The following is a 17,500-nucleotide window of genomic DNA, read 5'->3' on the forward strand; positions in this document are numbered from 1 at the left end:
ATCCCTCAAAACTAAACAAACAAGTAACAGTCAACGTTTTATCAGTCCACAAAGGACTGCATTATCCTTAGAAAGGAGGTGATCCAGCCGCACCTTCCGATACGGCTACCTTGTTACGACTTCACCCCAATCATCTGTCCCACCTTAGGCGGCTGGCTCCTTGCGGTTACCCCACCGACTTCGGGTGTTACAAACTCTCGTGGTGTGACGGGCGGTGTGTACAAGGCCCGGGAACGTATTCACCGCGGCATGCTGATCCGCGATTACTAGCGATTCCGGCTTCATGTAGGCGAGTTGCAGCCTACAATCCGAACTGAGAATGGTTTTATGGGATTGGCTAAACCTCGCGGTCTTGCAGCCCTTTGTACCATCCATTGTAGCACGTGTGTAGCCCAGGTCATAAGGGGCATGATGATTTGACGTCATCCCCACCTTCCTCCGGTTTGTCACCGGCAGTCTCCTTAGAGTGCCCAACTGAATGCTGGCAACTAAGAACAAGGGTTGCGCTCGTTGCGGGACTTAACCCAACATCTCACGACACGAGCTGACGACAACCATGCACCACCTGTCACTCTGTCCCCCGAAGGGGAAAGTCCTATCTCTAGGAGTGTCAGAGGATGTCAAGACCTGGTAAGGTTCTTCGCGTTGCTTCGAATTAAACCACATGCTCCACCGCTTGTGCGGGCCCCCGTCAATTCCTTTGAGTTTCAGCCTTGCGGCCGTACTCCCCAGGCGGAGTGCTTAATGCGTTAGCTGCAGCACTAAAGGGCGGAAACCCTCTAACACTTAGCACTCATCGTTTACGGCGTGGACTACCAGGGTATCTAATCCTGTTTGCTCCCCACGCTTTCGCGCCTCAGCGTCAGTTACAGACCAGAAAGCCGCCTTCGCCACTGGTGTTCCTCCACATCTCTACGCATTTCACCGCTACACGTGGAATTCCGCTTTCCTCTTCTGTACTCAAGTCCCCCAGTTTCCAATGACCCTCCACGGTTGAGCCGTGGGCTTTCACATCAGACTTAAAGGACCGCCTGCGCGCGCTTTACGCCCAATAATTCCGGACAACGCTTGCCACCTACGTATTACCGCGGCTGCTGGCACGTAGTTAGCCGTGGCTTTCTGGTTAGGTACCGTCAAGGTACCGGCAGTTACTCCGGTACTTGTTCTTCCCTAACAACAGAGCTTTACGACCCGAAGGCCTTCATCGCTCACGCGGCGTTGCTCCGTCAGACTTTCGTCCATTGCGGAAGATTCCCTACTGCTGCCTCCCGTAGGAGTCTGGGCCGTGTCTCAGTCCCAGTGTGGCCGATCACCCTCTCAGGTCGGCTACGCATCGTCGCCTTGGTGAGCCGTTACCTCACCAACTAGCTAATGCGCCGCGGGCCCATCTGTAAGTGTCAGCGTAAACCGACTTTCAGCTTTTCCTCATGAGAGGAAAAGGATTATCCGGTATTAGCTCCGGTTTCCCGAAGTTATCCCAGTCTTACAGGCAGGTTGCCCACGTGTTACTCACCCGTCCGCCGCTAACCAAAAGGTGCAAGCACCTTATGATTCGCTCGACTTGCATGTATTAGGCACGCCGCCAGCGTTCGTCCTGAGCCAGGATCAAACTCTCCAAGAAAGTTGATATAGCTCATTTGTTACGTTGGCTTAGCTTTTATAAAAAGCTAAAAAATTGTTTGTTGACGTTCTTGTTTGTTTAGTTTTCAAAGATCAATTTTCCAAATCGCTCGTAAGCGACTTTATTAATATATCATAATCAAGTTATTAAAGTCAATAACTTTTTTTACTGTGTTACTTTGTCGTTTGTGACGACTTTTAATATATTACAGTACATTATTAGATTGGTCAATAGTTTCTTTTGAAATAATAAAAACCGCTGTTTTTCAGCGGTTCATTCTAATTAAATAATATATTTTTGGATGGCAGCCAACGCTACTAAACCTGGTATCCCAAGAAAACCAGATACAGCAGATGTTGCAAAATTAATTGGTACGTGGATACCAAAACTATTACCTGCTGTATTTAAAAAGAATAATAATAGTGCGCCGATTAATAACTTTACAACAGCTTGACCAATAAACCTAGCTGGCTTAAAGGGAGCCCCGGCAAATAAAAGAATAAGTATGAGCCCGGCTGATATCGCAATAATCATTATTGGTTCCAAAAAAGCTATCTCCCTTCAACATCTTTTTATAACAACATATGTACAAGTTATAAAAAATAGACCTTGAATAGGAATAGCTTTATCTTTACCTTTTAATACTTACATTTCTTTCTTTGGCTTCTCTTAATAGAAAGAAGTACTTTACTTGGGCGATTTTTGTCTGGCATATCGCTTCTTCTGAAGGGTCAAAACTTTTGTCGAGTAATTGTTTCTGTTTCTGCCACTGTTCTTTATACTCTTGCAGCTGGGCTAAAAGTTTTTGATCATATTCTTTCCGCAGCCACCCTTTACGCTGGAAAAACATCGTTATTCCCCCGGTACCATTTTATAACTAAAGTTCTCTTCTACCCTCTAATGCTTTGGATAGAGTAACTTCATCTGCATATTCTAAGTCTCCTCCGACTGGAAGGCCGTGAGCGATACGGGTAATTTTAATCCCTGATGGTTTGAGCAAGCGGGAGATATACATTGCCGTCGCTTCTCCCTCAATATTTGGGTTTGTCGCTAGAATAACTTCCTGTACGGTTTCATCGTGGAGACGCTTTAGTAAATCCGGAATATTTATATCTTCAGGACCGATTCCATCCATAGGTGAAATAGCACCCTGCAACACATGGTACAAACCATTGAACTCCCTCATTTTCTCCATTGCAATGACGTCCTTTGGATCTTGAACAACACAAATCGTACTTTTATCTCGTCGTTGATCTTCACATATATAACACGGGTCCTGATCTGTAATATGACCACAGACAGAGCAGTAGGTTAGATTCCGTTTTGCATTTACAAGTGCCTTGGCAAAATCCAGTACAGTATCTTCTTTCATACTTAATACATGAAAAGCCAAACGAGCAGCCGTTTTTGGCCCTATACCGGGCAGCTTCATAAAACTGTCAATTAACTTTGAAATCGGTTCTGGATAATGCATTATCTATTATTCCTCTCCTAGAAAAGCATATGCGCCTTCGAAAAGGCGCATACACTGGATCTTCATTATTTAAAAAGGCAGATTCATTCCTTTTGTAAATTGGCCCATTGTATTGTTTGTGAGCTCCTCTACTTTTTTCAGCGCGTCATTCGTTGCAGCCAAGACAAGATCTTGAAGCATTTCGATGTCATCAGGATCCACTGCTTCAGGTTTGATTTGAACATCCACCACTTCTTTGTGTCCTGTTACAATGACAGTCACCATTCCGCCGCCCGCTGTTCCTTCAATCTTTTTTTGGCCTAACTCTTCCTGTGCTTCAGCCATTTTCTTTTGCATTTTTTGCATTTGTTTCATCATATTTTGCATATTACCCATTCCACCACGCATAACCTTTCAACCTCCAATTAATTAGTCAATAATTTCAACAAATTCAGCACCAAACAAGTTTTTTGCCTCTACTATATGTGGCTCTTCTTCCTGTTTGGTTCCTGAAACTTCTCCCTCGACATGATGCTGTGTGCTTAAAAAGTTTTCTCGAATCGATAGCCATTGTTCCTCGGGCACACCTAGCACGAGATATCTATTTCCTGTTAATTCTTGCAGGGCAAGTGTAATCGTCTCAACAAAACGATTATTATCCATTGCCATTTGGCAGTGGATTTCATGTTTAAATTTTAAAATAAAAGCATCGGCTGAAGCCGCAACTGGCTCCGCTTCATTCAATAGAGCAGCATGAGATTTCATTAACCTTCCTCTCATTTCGCCCCATTTGCTTTTAATTAAATTAATATCATTCTTTGTTGCATTCTTTAATACTTCATTTATTCTTCCAACTGCAGGCTGGAACCCTTTTCTAGAACTCCTTTGCGCAGGCTTTTGCGCTGCCTGTGGTGCAGCTTCTTGAACAACAACAGGACCATTGGTTTTTATCTGTTGCAGTTCATGCTCGAGCTGTTCAATTTTTTTAAGCAACTGAGACATTTGCCCAGCAGGCATTTGCTCTATCTGCTTAGCTTCCGTTTGACATAACTTAACGATTGCAACTTCTAAAAAAATTCTCGGATGGTTCGTCCACCGCATATCTTGTTGAGTCTTATTTAATAAATCAATGAGCTGATAAATCTGATCATAAGGAACAGCCTCAGCCATTTGACGGAATTCTTCATCCAGCAAGACTCTATCTAATGATTCTTCTAGATTTGGTGCTGTTTTGTATAGCAGCATATCTCGATAATATAATATAAAGTCCTCAATAAATCTTGATGGGTCTTTCCCATGAAACAACAATTCTTCCAATGCTTCTAATCCGCTTGCTACATCCTTTTCCAAAACAGCTTTTGCAAGCTTATTTAAAAATCCTTGCGAAACAGAACCTGTGACTGTTAAAGCATCCTCAACTGTTACTACTTCCTGACTAAATGAGATAGCTTGGTCTAAAAGACTTAAAGCATCACGCATCCCACCTTCAGCCGCTCTAGCAATCATTTTTAAGGCGTCTTCTTCACACTTAACGCCTGTTTCCTCAACGATTAATTTCATTCTATTTACAATTGATTGTGCTGTAATCCTTCTAAAATCAAATCGTTGACATCTAGAGATAATGGTTAAGGGTATTTTATGCGGCTCGGTGGTGGCTAAAATGAAGATTACATGCTTTGGCGGTTCCTCCAGCGTTTTTAACAACGCATTAAACGCACTAATGGATAGCATATGCACTTCATCAATTATATAGACCTTGTACTTAACAGCAGTTGGAGCAAACTTTACTTTATCAAGAACATCTCGCATTTCTTCCACTCTGGAGTTTGATGCAGCGTCAAATTCTAGTACATCTGATATGGTTCCATTGGTAATTCCCTTGCATGCTGAACATTCATTGCAGGGTTCAGAAATTGGAGCTCGTTCACAATTTACCGCCTTAGCCAATATTTTCGCTGCACTCGTTTTACCTGTTCCTCGCGGCCCGTTAAATAAGTACGCATGGGAAATTTTTTGTTGAAGCAGGGCATTTTGCAATGTTTTTGTCACATGTTCTTGTCCTACTACATCAATAAATTGCTGAGGACGCCAAACACGATATAAAGCCTGATAAGCCAAAACATCGCCCCCTTCAAAAAATTCTATGTAATCATTATAACTTATCCTTTTTCTATTTATCAAAGAGAATACAAAAAAACTCATCTCGTATTCGAAATGAGTTATTTTTACATTATAAACTGCCGTGCACCTTCCGTCGACTCCGCACCCATAGGCGCTGCTTAAGCAGTTAGCTCGGCCCAGGCCACCCTGCGGCACATGGGAGCTTCCACTTAATGCTGCTTCCTTCCGGACCTGACATGGTTCATGGATTCCCATTGCGCAGGACCCGGGCGTCAACACCACTTACTTAAGGCGGACCCTACAGGATACCAGCCTCGGGAAGGGATTCAGCCTCGCTAGAGCGGATTGCGAGTACAGGGCACCGCTACCTCCCCGCCTAGCACGGCAAAGTTGATAACAAATTTAAGGCGTCTTTATCTGACGCTTTTTCAGTATACTAACTTTTTAGGAAAAAATCAATCTTTATCAATTGTAAATTACTGTAAGGATTGTTTTTTTGCTATTTTTCGTTTTTCTCGAAGCTTACGAAAGAAGTCTGATAGTAACTGCCCGCACTCTGCCCCCAGTACACCGCTTATTACCTCACTTTGATGATTGAAACGTTCATCCTGCAGGAGGTTCATAAATGTTCCGGCACAGCCTCCCTTTGGATCTGCAGCACCATAAACCACTCTTCTAACTCTTGATAAGATAATCGCACCCGAGCACATCGCACAGGGCTCAAGTGTGACATAAAGTGTCGCATTCTCCAGCCGCCATGATCCTACTAGCTGACAGGCTTGTTCAATAGCCAAGATTTCTGCATGAGCAACCGCACTTTGTTTACTTTCACGTAAATTATGCGCTCTGGAAATAATTTTCCCATTTATCACAACGATGGCTCCAATTGGTACCTCGGTCAAAGCTTCTGCCTTTCTCGCTTCCTTTATAGCTTCTTTCATATAATATTCATGTGAAAATTCCTCTATAGTCATTAGGTTTACCGCCTTATATGATCATTTGCACCCGCACTATTGATATTTTTCCTCATTATATCATGAATCAATCAACTCCCTCATAGAATAGATGTAGCGTTCTTGCTTAGGAGGGGAAGAATATGCAAATTCATGTTGTGAAAAGAAATGAATCATTAACGACCATTGCGAGGGCATACAATACAACAGTGAATGATATTGTTGACGCAAATGATATCCCTAATCCAAATAATCTTGTCGTCGGTCAAGCAATGGTCATTCCGATCGTTGGCAGCTTTTATTATGTACAGCCGGGAGATAGTCTATGGTCCATCGGGCAAAAAACAGGTGTCCCTTATCAACAAATTGCCTCAGTTAACCGTATATCGTTAACCCAACAGCTTTATGTCGGCTTTCGTTTATATATCCCTCAGGCACCAAAAAGAAGAGCAGAATTTAATGCCTATGTTGAACCACGCGGAACCTCTGTTGCTCCAATACTTGAAACAAGTGCAAGAGAAGCAGCTCCATATCTAACATACTTAGCACCATTTAGCTTTCATGCACTGCGTGATGGGTCACTCAGAGAACCCTTACTTAATAATTTTCCAGCTATCGCAAGAGCCAATCGAAATACGTTAATGATGGTGGTAGATAACCAGGAAAACGATCAATTTAGTGATGAGTTAGCACGTATTTTATTAAATGATATTCCCATTCAAGACCGCTTTTTAAACAATATCGTGGCCACTGCAAAAAAATATGGTTTTAGGGATATTCATTTTGATTTCGAATTCATACGTCCCGTCGACCGTGAAGCCTATAATCGCTTTTTACGAAAGGCCAAGACTCGGTTTAACGCAGAAGGCTGGTTAATGAGTACAGCCTTAGCCCCGAAAACCAGTGCTACCCAAAAAGGCAATTGGTACGAAGGGCATGATTATCGGGCTCATGGGCAAATTGCCGATTTTGTTGTCATTATGACCTATGAATGGGGCTACAGCGGCGGTCCTGCCATGGCAGTTTCACCTATCGATCAAGTTCGAAGGGTTTTAGAATATGCACTTACAGAAATGCCTCCAAATAAAATCTTAATGGGTCAGAATCTATATGGATATGACTGGACACTTCCTTTTGTTCAAGGTTCGGTTGCAAGAGCAGTCAGCCCGCAGCAGGCGATTGAAATCGCTGCTGCAAACAATGTTCCTATTCAGTATGATACAAAAGCCCAGGCACCGTTTTTCCGATATACAGCAGCTGATGGAAAGCAGCATGAGGTTTGGTTCGAGGATGCTCGCTCCATCCAAGCAAAGTTTAATTTGATAAAAGAATTAGGTATTAGAGGAATGAGTTATTGGAAGCTTGGCTTGGCATTTCCACAAAATTGGCTGTTAATTGTCGAGAATTTTAACGTGGTTAAAAGAAGTTAATATATTGCCCTAACATAAACTGCCGTAATTCGGCAGTTTTTTCATATATTCGACATTATAATTTCTTCTTCAACAATTTCCATATCCCTTCCTGTGTCAGATTATGATAATATATAATTTGTGCCATAAGAACGTTAGACAAAAGTTGCCGGTTTATTGCTGGTTTAACATAGAATTTGCAGGCAGTTGGAGAAGGAGGATCAGCAAATGGGGTATACTCCCTTTATTACTGTTGAAGGGCCGATCGGTGTAGGTAAGACATCTCTCGCAAAAGCCATTTCAGATCAATTTAATTTTGCTTTATTAAAAGAGATTGTCGATGAAAATCCATTTTTGGGGAAATTTTATGACAATATTGAAGAATGGAGTTTCCAAACGGAAATGTTTTTTCTTTGCAACCGCTATAAGCAATTAGGGGATATTAATACCCACTACTTAAGTAAAAGTCAGGCTGTTGTAGCTGATTATCATATTTTAAAGAACTTAATTTTTGCCCAGAGGACTTTAAACCCCGATGAATATCAAAAGTACTATAAAATATATCAGCTCCTTACAGAAGACATGCCAAAGCCAAATGTTATTATTTATCTAAATGCGAGTTTAGATACTCTTCTTAAGCGAATTAAAATTAGAGGACGCGAGGTAGAGAAAAATATCAGTCCTTTATATTTAGAACAGCTATCGCTTGACTACGACCATACCATAACGCGCTTTGAGCAATCACATCCAGAAATACCTGTTCTTCGCTTTAATGGTGATGAATTAGATTTTGTTAAAAATGAAGATGATTTACATTTTATAATTGAAAAGCTTATAGGCTCATTAAAGAAAAGCAGCACGACTAACACACGATAAGAATTGGGGGATGTAAGTGAGTATCGTTATTGGTGGTATGATAGGTCTTGGTAAAACAAGTGTAGCTGATACATTAAATGCACATTTTCAAAGACGCGGCATTGAGAGTAAGGTTTTTTATGAGGCTGTAGATGATAATCCGATTCTCCCTCTTTACTATGAATTAACACCTGAAGAACTAGACGCTAGAAGAATTCCTTTCCTTTTGCAATTATTTTTCTTAAATAAACGTTTTAAGACGGTAAAAGATTGTGTAAGCTGGAAAGACCCTATTTACACAATTCAGGATCGCTCCATTTACGAGGATTGGTACTTTGCTTATGTAAACAAAAATCTTGGAAGAATCTCTGATCTTGAATTTAGAATATATGAAGAGCTTGTTGAAAACATGATGGAAGAGTTAAATGAACTTCCAAAAAAGGCACCTGACTTAATGGTCTATTTAAAAGGCTCCTTTGACACTGTAATTGATCGGATTATGGCACGCGGCAGAAGCTTTGAAATTAACCCTGAACTGAAAGAGTATTACTTTGAAGTATGGAAGGGTTATGATGAGTGGGTTATCAATAACTATAACGCCAGCGAAGTGTTAATTGTCGACATGGATCATACGGATGTCGTTAATCGCCCTGAAGATGCATTAAGATTATGTCATGAAGTGGATGAGCGACTAAAAGAAGTCTTAAATATGACAAAAGCCCATATTGGTTAATCCAATAGGGCTTTTTTTAACAATAATAGAACATATAGAATATAAAAAATCCGCCCAATTGCTTGGACGGATTTTATCTCCAGTTTTATGCGCGATTATTAATAAAATAGATGGCGGAGGAAGAGGGATTCGAACCCCCGCGCGGTTTAACCCGCCTGTCGGTTTTCAAGACCGATCCCTTCAGCCGGACTTGGGTATTCCTCCGTATCGACAAGAGATAGAATATCACATTCTGAATATCCCTGTCAACACATGATTAATTATTTTTTTACTCTGGTGCGATAACTTCTTTATTCCCCATATAAGGACGTAACACCTTTGGAATTACCACACTTCCATCCGCTTGCTGATAATTTTCCAGGATTGCCGCAACCGTTCTTCCAATTGCTAAGCCAGATCCATTTAATGTATGAACATGCTCAGGCTTGGCTTTCGGATCACGTCGGAAGCGGATATTAGCACGGCGGGCTTGGAATGCCTCAAAGTTACTGCAAGAAGAAATCTCACGATATGTTCCGTAGCTCGGTATCCATACTTCAATATCGTACTTTTTAGCTGCCGTAAAGCCGAGGTCACCCGTACACATGCTTAACACTCGATAAGGTAATTCAAGTAATTGAAGCACGCGCTCTGCGTCATTCGTAAGCTTCTCAAGTTCATCGTAAGAATCTTCAGGCTTAACAAACTTCACTAGCTCTACTTTGTTAAATTGGTGTTGACGAATGAGGCCGCGCGTGTCGCGTCCCGCTGAACCAGCTTCAGAGCGGAAACATGCACTGTAAGCCGCAAAGCGGATCGGAAGCTCATCCCCGCTTAATATTTCATCACGGTGGAGATTGGTGACAGGCACCTCCGCGGTTGGAATTAAGAAATAATCTTCGCTCTCAATTAAAAACGCATCTTCTTCAAATTTAGGCAGTTGACCTGTACCAGTCATACTCGCACGGTTTACCATATAGGGCGGTAAAATTTCTTTATAGCCATGTTCATCTACATGCAGATCAAGCATAAAGTTCATCAGTGCACGCTCTAAGCGGGCTCCAAGGCCTTTATAAAACACGAAACGGCTGCCTGTAACCTTGCCCGCACGTTCAAAGTCAAGGATACCCAAATGGTCAGCAACATCCCAGTGCGGCTTCGCCTCAAATTCAAAGTCCCGAACTTGACCCCATTTTTTAATTTCTACGTTTTCATCCTCTGATTCACCAATTGGAACACTTTCATGGGGAATATTCGGAATGCTCATTAACAGCAGGTCGAGCGTTTCCTCAACACTGCGGAGCTCATCATCCAATACTTTAATCCTATCGCCCACCTCACGCATTTCAACAATAAGATGGTCAGCATTGGCCTTTTCACGCTTTAAAGCGGCAACCTGCTGGGAAACTTCGTTACGTTTGCTTTTTAATTGTTCTGCCTCGACGATTAAATCACGTCTGCGCTGATCCAAGTCCTCAAATTTACCGAGGTCTGTTAAATCTTCACCACGGTGCTGAAGTTTTTCTTTCACTTCTGCAAAATTAGCTCTTAATAATTTAATATCTAGCATACCTTCCACTCCTTTATTATAAAGCGTAAGCGCTTGTTCAGGGGCTTATGACCCCGAGCCCCTAGGCGCTGCAGCTAGGTTAATAAAAATAAATACAAAAAACTCCCGTCCCCAAAAACAGGGACGAGAGTTACCCGCGTTACCACCCTGGTTGACAGATTTAGTCTGTCCACCTCGAAAAAAATTAACGGTTTTTACCGAAAGTACTTACTTACCCTTATAGGGTGTTCCGCACCTTGCTCGAGGAGGGATTCACAAGCTTCAAACACCGATTTGCACCAGCCACCGGCTCTCTTTAGAATGAACTTCCTGTTACTAGTTCCTCTCATTGCTTTAACATATTTATTTATTGTAGATAATTTACTATAATTATCTACCAATTGCAACCAAATTATGCAAATTGTTTTGCCTTTACTTCCTTAACCATTTCAACAAAGTAAGCCGTAAGGTCATGCTGGTCTGTTAATTCAGGATGGAACGAACATCCAAGGAATTGTCCTTCACGAGCAGCCACAATGCGGTCATTGTGCTTTGCAAGGATTTCTACTTCCGCTCCTGCCTCAACAATGTGCGGAGCACGGATAAACACTGCTGGGAAATTGTCAGCTACATCTTTAATCGCAAGGTCTGCCTCGAAGCTATCAACCTGGCGGCCAAAGGAGTTGCGTTCAACCGTAATGTCCATCACCCCGATATGAGGCTCATTGCCAACAAGATTTTTGGCTAAAAGAATTAGACCTGCACATGTTCCAAACATCGGTTTCCCTTCTGCAGCAAATTCCTTTAATGCATCCATAAACCCATATTTATCAATCAAGCGTCTCATTGCAGTGCTTTCTCCGCCAGGAAGAATCAGACCATCTACTTCTTTTAACTGTTCTATCTTCTTAATCGCGATTCCTTCTGCACCACATTCCTCTACCGAACGAATGTGTTCACGAACGGCACCTTGCAGGGCAAGTACTCCTACCTTAACCATTACCAACCACGTTCCTGCATACGGTTTTCTGGGGACAGTGATGAAATTTCAATGCCCTTCATTGGTGCTCCTAGTTCTTTAGAAAGCTCAGCAATTAATTTGTAGTCTTGGTAATGAGTAGTAGCTTCTACAATAGCTCTAGCAAACTTAGCAGGATTTTCTGATTTAAAGATACCTGAACCAACGAATACCCCATCCGCACCTAACTGCATCATTAATGCTGCGTCAGCAGGAGTTGCAACACCACCTGCTGCAAAGTTAACAACAGGAAGGCGGCCAAGACGCTTAATTTCAAGAAGTAATTCAAATGGAGCTCCTAATAGTTTTGCTTCTGTCATAAGCTCATCTTCATTCATTCCAACTACTTTACGAACTTGTCCATTTACTTTACGCATATGGCGTACTGCTTCAACGATATTTCCTGTTCCAGGTTCACCTTTTGTACGAAGCATTGAAGCTCCTTCACCAATCCTTCGAGCAGCTTCACCAAGGTCGCGGCAGCCGCAAACAAATGGAACAGTAAAATCACTTTTATACAAATGATACTCTTCATCTGCTGGAGTTAAAACTTCACTCTCATCGATATAATCAACACCCATTGCTTCAAGCACACGTGCTTCTACAATATGACCAATTCTTGCTTTTGCCATTACAGGGATAGATACTGCATTTAGTACTTCCTCAATAATTCTTGGATCAGCCATTCTTGCAACACCGCCAGCTGCACGAATGTCAGATGGTACACGCTCTAGAGCCATTACCGCAACTGCACCGGCCTCTTCAGCGATTCTTGCCTGCTCTGCATTAACAACGTCCATGATGACGCCGCCCTTTTGCATTTCGGCCATTCCACGTTTTACTCGGTCTGTACCTGTGTTCATGATAAATCCCCCTTGATATGTAATATTAAAATATTGAAAAAAATTAATATATGCTTTTAGGAAATAACTTTAATTCATCGGAATTATTGTTTCCATAAAATCATTAAAGCAACAAAAAAGGATTCCTGTCAAGACAAGAATCCTTTTGTTAAATATTCCCTTGCTATTAAAACCAACCTTTAACGGTGGAAGAAATGCCTCCCCAAAGATCTCCAAAGAATCCGCCGATTCCTCTCATCATTAAAACGAACCAATTTGCTTTTTCAACGTCCTCCGCTGCGATGACGTCTACAGTAATATTGCTCTGGCCTTTATCTGTTAAAAACCCTAAATTTCCAGCCTCTTTAGGTTGAATGGATAAAGTTCCAACTTTTTCACCCTTTTTAATAGGTGCAGTAAGTTCACCTTGTTTATTAACCTTTTTCTTATCCAGTGTTAAGACGGTTTTAAAATTATCCTTTTCTCCATTTTTTACAACCATGTTAACGGCATTTTTTGTATGGATTTTCACTTGGTCTTCTTTTCCTTTTATAACAGGTAAAGTCTTTTTCCCTTTTACTTGATAATTCTTTGGTAAAACTTCTTCCTTTTTAAAATTATTAAAAGCGAAATCAAGTATCTTTCTAGTTTCTCTGAAACGTTCCATTTGGGAACCTGTATTCATAACAACGGATATAAATCGCTGGCCATCTCTAATAGCTGTTCCTGTAAAATTATACCCTGCAAAAGGAGTGGATCCAGTTTTTAATCCATCTAAACCATCATAAACAAATTGTTGATAATTAGGATATCTATCTGCAATTTCTTCATATCCTTCTAGCATCCAGTTCCAGTTATCCATTACAAATTCATCTTCTGTGCCCTTTGCAAAAATCTTTTCCGGGTATACTAGATGTTTCTAATACCTCTGGGAAATCCTGTAATAAACGCGACGCTAAGATTGCAACATCTTTTGCAGACATGATATTTTCTTCATCAGGGTCACCCACAACTTCTGGAAAGTGCTTCAACAAATCACGATTATTTAAACCTGTGGAGTTTACAAACTTATATTTCTCTAAACCAAGCTCTGCTGCCTTTTTATTCATCATTTCTACAAATTTCGGCTCAGATCCACCAACAATTTCAGCAATGGCGATAGTAGCTGCATTGGCGGATTCAATCGCCATGGCTGCATACAAATCTTCTACCTTATACTTTGCTTCAACACGCAAAAAAACATTGCTTAAACTGTTGTCATGAGACATTTTAGAAAGCTCAGGAGAAACTACATACTCTTGATTCCATTTCACTTTTCCTTCTTTTACTGCTTCTAAAAGTAGGTACTCTGTCATCATTTTGGTCATACTTGCAATTCCCAGAGCGGTTTCAGAATTCTTTTCGTACAGAATCATGCCCGTATCAGCATCCACCAATATAGCACCAGATGCATTAACATCTAATCCTGCAGTTTCTGCCTCTGCTTTATTAATGCCTGCAAAAAGGCTAAAGAACATGATCATTGCCAAGGAACTGGCGATAAGTTTCCGATAAAAAAGTCTATTCACAATAATACCCTCCAACGATTTTGTACACTTTGGTTATTTTAACATAACTGAGATTCAAATAATAGACAGAGGATAGGACTATCTTTTTACAAAAAAAAGACAGAGAAGTCAGCGCTTCTCTGTTTTTTTATTAAGATAATGAGTAATTTGGTGCCTCTTTTGTAATTTGAACGTCATGAGGATGACTTTCCCTTAGACCTGCCCCAGTCATCTTTATGAATTGTGCATTATTTCTTAACTCTTCTAGGTCTTTTGTGCCACAATAGCCCATCCCAGAACGTAAACCTCCGATTAATTGATAAATTGTTTCAGCTAAAGGTCCTTTATAAGGCAGACGCCCCTCGATTCCCTCCGGAACAAACTTCTTATTATCTTCCTGGAAATAACGATCCTTTGATCCCTTTTCCATAGCTGCAACGGAACCCATACCGCGATAAACCTTAAAGCGGCGTCCTTGGAAGATTTCCGTTTCTCCTGGGCTTTCTGTAACACCAGCAAGCATGCTTCCCAGCATAACCGCGTGACCGCCGGCAGCAAGTGCCTTCACAATATCGCCTGAATATTTAATGCCGCCATCAGCAATTATGGTTCTGCCGTGCTTCCTAGCCTCTGTAGCACAATCATATACAGCTGTAATTTGTGGTACGCCTACTCCTGCTACTACTCGGGTCGTACAAATCGAACCAGGTCCAATACCGACCTTAACCACGTCAGCACCAGCTTCAATCAAGTCCTTTGTTGCTTCCGCGGTAGCCACATTACCAGCGATGATCGTTAAATCAGGATATTGACCTCTTATTTCCTTAACGGTATCAAGTACACCCTTTGAATGTCCATGAGCAGTATCGACTACAATAACATCGACATTAGCTTTTACCAGCTTTTCAACCCGCAGCAATGTATCCTTTGTAACGCCTACTGCTGCTCCAGCTAACAAACGACCTTGCGTATCTTTTGCTGAGTTTGGAAACTCAATCACTTTTTCGATATCCTTTATGGTAATTAACCCTTTTAAGACACCTTGATTGTCCACTAATGGGAGCTTTTCTATTTTATATTTTTGAAGAATTTTTTCAGCCTCTTTTAATGTTGTTCCTACTGGAGCCGTAACAAGGTTTTCTTTTGTCATGACATCAGAAATTTTAAAAGAATAATCTTGGATAAAACGTAAATCACGATTTGTAATAATCCCTACAAGTTTTTGCTCATCAAGATTATTGACAATCGGTACACCTGAAATTCGATATTTGCCCATTAAATGTTCCGCATCAAACACCTGGTGCTCTGGTGTAAGGTAAAATGGATCCGTAATGACCCCGCTTTCTGACCTCTTAACTTTCTCGACCTGTTCAGCCTGCTGTTCAACTGTCATATTCTTATGGATAATTCCTAAACCACCCTGGCGAGCCATTGAAATCGCCATTTCGGCTTCCGTTACTGTATCCATCCCTGCACTTATGATTGGGATGTTTAACTTCACCTTTGGCGATAATTCTACTTGAAGACTTACATCACGCGGCAGTACTTCCGATTTACCAGGTATTAATAAGACATCATCAAATGTTAAACCTTCTTTTGAAAATTTACTCTCCCACATTTTTATGGCCTCCAGGAAAAATTTTTTTAATTGTAGGTTATCAATTGGACAAAATACTGTCAAGGAAGAAGATTTAGTCTAACTTTTCTGAAAAAGGTGATTACCATTGACTGTTGACTATAAAGGCTGGAAAAGCTACGCAAGTTTTTTCTCTGCAGAGCATTGCCAGTTATACCTAAAAAATCATTATAATAAGTTGAATATTGATAACCCTGAACAAAAAAGTTATGAAAACTGCTATGCCTTTTTATATTATCTCGAGCATGGTCAAATTTATTATCAACAAGCAGAAAACGCACCCCTAATCATAAAACCAATCCTGCTTTTTTATGGTCTTGTACATTTAATTAAAGCATGTATCTTAACGGTTGATCCAGCATATCCCGAAACCACTTCCGTTTTAGCTCACGGTGTGTCAACAAGAAAAAGGAAAAAGCAAAACTACCAATTTTTCCAAGATGAAGTAAAGTTTCAAAAAAATGGACTCTTTCCTTTTATGTCAGAAAAAATGTTTCACATGAAACAATTGGAAGGCGATAAAATCACGATGGAAGAGCTGCTTGAGCTCATTCCTGAATTGGATGAATTGTTTGTGGTACATGAGTCGAAGAGCACTTTTACACCCATATATACTCAGAATGGGCAAATGGTAGTACCAGAAAAAATATTGGATTATTATCATATGACAGAGGATCGATTTAAAGAGTTTTTTACGTCAAAGTCTGGGAATCAGATTGAATTTTCAAGTGAAGGACTCATGTTTCAATACGATAAAAGGACGTTTACTGGAATATCACCGGTTAAATTTAATCTCGAAAGCAGTGCTTATTTACTGCCGCTTAAAAAGGAGAATTTATTTCTGTTCCCTGAACTGATGGTTCATTATCTTCTGCTTTATAATCTAAGTATGATTGCAAGATATGAAACAGAGTGGTGGAGTGAAATTACAAAAATGATGCCAAACCGCGATTATCCATTTATAAAAACCTTTTTGGATATCACGTTAAAGAAGGGACCGTTTTTGATTTATGAGTACTTGATGAGTTAGTTTTTTCAAAAAAACCTGCTTCATGAGTTATAGTTTAGGGGCTTTTCGTTACCCTTTTTTCTACAAGTGCCGCCGCGCGGGCATAATTAACCTTATGTTAGCTTTCCTACAACATTTTGTCCTTTCAGACAACAGAAAAAAGCACAACCCAAATCAGGTTGTGCTTCGTGTGCCTGGCAACGTCCTACTCTCACAGGGACAAAGTCCCAACTACCATCGGCGCTGAGAAGCTTAACTTCCGTGTTCGGTATGGGAACGGGTGTGACCTTCTCGCCATTATTACCAGACTGTTTTTGAGGTATCATTCCCTCAAAACTAGATAATCAGAAGAAGTTTTGTAAAACCGAGTTCACCTTAAAAATTGGTTAAGTCCTCGAACGATTAGTATCAGTCAGCTCCACACGTTACCGCGCTTCCACCTCTGACCTATCAACCTGATCATCTTTCAGGGTTCTTACTAGCTTGACGCTATGGGAAATCTCATCTTGAGGGGGGCTTCATGCTTAGATGCTTTCAGCACTTATCCCGTCCGCACATAGCTACCCAGCGATGCCTTTGGCAAGACAACTGGTACACCAGCGGTGCGTCCATCCCGGTCCTCTCGTACTAAGGACAGCTCCTCTCAAATTTCCTGCGCCCACGACGGATAGGGACCGAACTGTCTCACGACGTTCTGAACCCAGCTCGCGTACCGCTTTAATGGGCGAACAGCCCAACCCTTGGGACCGACTACAGCCCCAGGATGCGATGAGCC

14 protein-coding genes, 1 tRNA gene, 3 rRNA genes, 1 other RNA gene, 1 pseudogene and 1 other annotated feature (1 of these 21 running past the window's edge) are annotated in these 17,500 nt (G+C 41.2%); of the genes and pseudogenes, 4 read left to right on the top strand and 16 right to left on the bottom strand.

Annotation, left to right across the window (positions count from 1 at the left end; genetic code table 11):
- Window positions 1–71 precede the first annotated feature (71 nt).
- The 8 genes from QFZ28_RS02160 to tadA form a co-directional block, all read right to left on the bottom strand.
- Window positions 72–1,621, bottom strand: a 16S ribosomal RNA gene (locus QFZ28_RS02160).
- A gap of 282 nt (window positions 1,622–1,903) precedes the next feature.
- Window positions 1,904–2,167 carry a pro-sigmaK processing inhibitor BofA family protein gene (locus tag QFZ28_RS02165; RefSeq protein ID WP_307193136.1) on the bottom strand — a complete coding sequence of 88 codons (264 nt, stop codon included), beginning with the start codon at window positions 2,165–2,167 and terminating at the stop codon, window positions 1,904–1,906.
- 85 nt (window positions 2,168–2,252) lie between these two features.
- Window positions 2,253–2,471 (bottom strand): YaaL family protein, encoded by a 219-nt coding sequence (locus QFZ28_RS02170; protein ID WP_307193137.1) that lies wholly within the window; start codon window positions 2,469–2,471, stop codon window positions 2,253–2,255.
- Window positions 2,472–2,498: 27 nt separating this feature from the next.
- Window positions 2,499–3,095, bottom strand: coding sequence for a recombination mediator RecR (recR, locus tag QFZ28_RS02175; RefSeq protein WP_307193138.1), 597 nt, complete (start codon window positions 3,093–3,095; stop codon window positions 2,499–2,501).
- A gap of 69 nt (window positions 3,096–3,164) precedes the next feature.
- Complete coding sequence (locus QFZ28_RS02180) at window positions 3,165–3,482, bottom strand: YbaB/EbfC family nucleoid-associated protein (RefSeq protein ID WP_179603824.1); 318 nt, start codon at window positions 3,480–3,482, stop codon at window positions 3,165–3,167.
- Window positions 3,483–3,503: 21 nt separating this feature from the next.
- The gene (gene dnaX, locus QFZ28_RS02185; protein ID WP_307193139.1) at window positions 3,504–5,192 is read right to left on the bottom strand and encodes a DNA polymerase III subunit gamma/tau; all 1,689 of its coding nucleotides are present in this window, start codon (window positions 5,190–5,192) and stop codon (window positions 3,504–3,506) included.
- 122 nt (window positions 5,193–5,314) lie between these two features.
- Window positions 5,315–5,580, bottom strand: an RNA gene (gene ffs / locus QFZ28_RS02190) — signal recognition particle sRNA large type.
- Window positions 5,581–5,671: 91 nt separating this feature from the next.
- A complete protein-coding gene (gene tadA / locus QFZ28_RS02195; RefSeq protein WP_307193140.1) occupies window positions 5,672–6,169 on the bottom strand; it encodes a tRNA adenosine(34) deaminase TadA in 498 nt (165 codons plus the stop codon).
- A gap of 122 nt (window positions 6,170–6,291) precedes the next feature.
- On the opposite strand from tadA, the gene QFZ28_RS02200 reads away from it, so the two are divergent.
- From QFZ28_RS02200 to QFZ28_RS02210, 3 genes are all read left to right on the top strand, one after another.
- Complete coding sequence (locus QFZ28_RS02200; RefSeq protein WP_307193141.1) at window positions 6,292–7,578, top strand: glycoside hydrolase family 18 protein; 1,287 nt, start codon at window positions 6,292–6,294, stop codon at window positions 7,576–7,578.
- A gap of 207 nt (window positions 7,579–7,785) precedes the next feature.
- Window positions 7,786–8,433, top strand: a complete 648-nt coding sequence (locus QFZ28_RS02205) for a deoxynucleoside kinase (RefSeq protein ID WP_307193142.1) — start codon at window positions 7,786–7,788, stop codon at window positions 8,431–8,433.
- Between the two features lie 16 nt (window positions 8,434–8,449).
- Entirely contained in the window at window positions 8,450–9,145 is a 696-nt protein-coding gene (locus QFZ28_RS02210) for a deoxynucleoside kinase (protein ID WP_307193143.1), read from the top strand.
- Window positions 9,146–9,256: 111 nt separating this feature from the next.
- On the opposite strand, the gene QFZ28_RS02215 is transcribed toward QFZ28_RS02210, so the two are convergent.
- From QFZ28_RS02215 to guaB, 6 genes and pseudogenes are all read right to left on the bottom strand, one after another.
- Window positions 9,257–9,349: transfer RNA gene (locus QFZ28_RS02215), tRNA-Ser, on the bottom strand.
- Between the two features lie 64 nt (window positions 9,350–9,413).
- Window positions 9,414–10,694, bottom strand: a complete 1,281-nt coding sequence (serS, locus tag QFZ28_RS02220) for a serine--tRNA ligase (RefSeq protein ID WP_307193144.1) — start codon at window positions 10,692–10,694, stop codon at window positions 9,414–9,416.
- 116 nt (window positions 10,695–10,810) lie between these two features.
- Window positions 10,811–11,032, bottom strand: a binding site (T-box leader).
- A gap of 53 nt (window positions 11,033–11,085) precedes the next feature.
- On the bottom strand, window positions 11,086–11,673 hold the full coding sequence (pdxT, locus tag QFZ28_RS02225; protein ID WP_307193145.1) for a pyridoxal 5'-phosphate synthase glutaminase subunit PdxT: 588 nt from the start codon (window positions 11,671–11,673) through the stop codon (window positions 11,086–11,088).
- Window positions 11,673–12,557 (bottom strand): pyridoxal 5'-phosphate synthase lyase subunit PdxS, encoded by an 885-nt coding sequence (gene pdxS, locus QFZ28_RS02230; RefSeq protein ID WP_307196930.1) that lies wholly within the window; start codon window positions 12,555–12,557, stop codon window positions 11,673–11,675. Before pdxS ends, pdxT begins: the two co-directional genes overlap by 1 nt.
- A 163-nt stretch (window positions 12,558–12,720) precedes the next feature.
- Window positions 12,721–14,056, bottom strand: a pseudogene (locus QFZ28_RS29655) (D-alanyl-D-alanine carboxypeptidase family protein).
- Window positions 14,057–14,231: 175 nt separating this feature from the next.
- Window positions 14,232–15,698 (bottom strand): IMP dehydrogenase, encoded by a 1,467-nt coding sequence (gene guaB / locus QFZ28_RS02245; protein WP_307193148.1) that lies wholly within the window; start codon window positions 15,696–15,698, stop codon window positions 14,232–14,234.
- Window positions 15,699–15,804: 106 nt separating this feature from the next.
- Here guaB and QFZ28_RS02250 point away from each other — a divergent pair, with 106 nt between their 5' ends.
- Window positions 15,805–16,746 carry a YaaC family protein gene (locus tag QFZ28_RS02250; RefSeq protein ID WP_307193149.1) on the top strand — a complete coding sequence of 314 codons (942 nt, stop codon included), beginning with the start codon at window positions 15,805–15,807 and terminating at the stop codon, window positions 16,744–16,746.
- A 171-nt stretch (window positions 16,747–16,917) separates the two neighbouring features.
- On the opposite strand, the gene rrf is transcribed toward QFZ28_RS02250, so the two are convergent.
- Window positions 16,918–17,033 (bottom strand): 5S ribosomal RNA (gene rrf / locus QFZ28_RS02255).
- A 74-nt stretch (window positions 17,034–17,107) separates the two neighbouring features.
- A 23S ribosomal RNA gene (locus QFZ28_RS02260) occupies window positions 17,108–17,500 on the bottom strand (it continues 2,544 nt past the right edge of the window).

The organism is Neobacillus niacini, assembly GCF_030817695.1.
Classification (GTDB): domain Bacteria; phylum Bacillota; class Bacilli; order Bacillales; family Cytobacillaceae; genus Neobacillus; species Neobacillus niacini_F.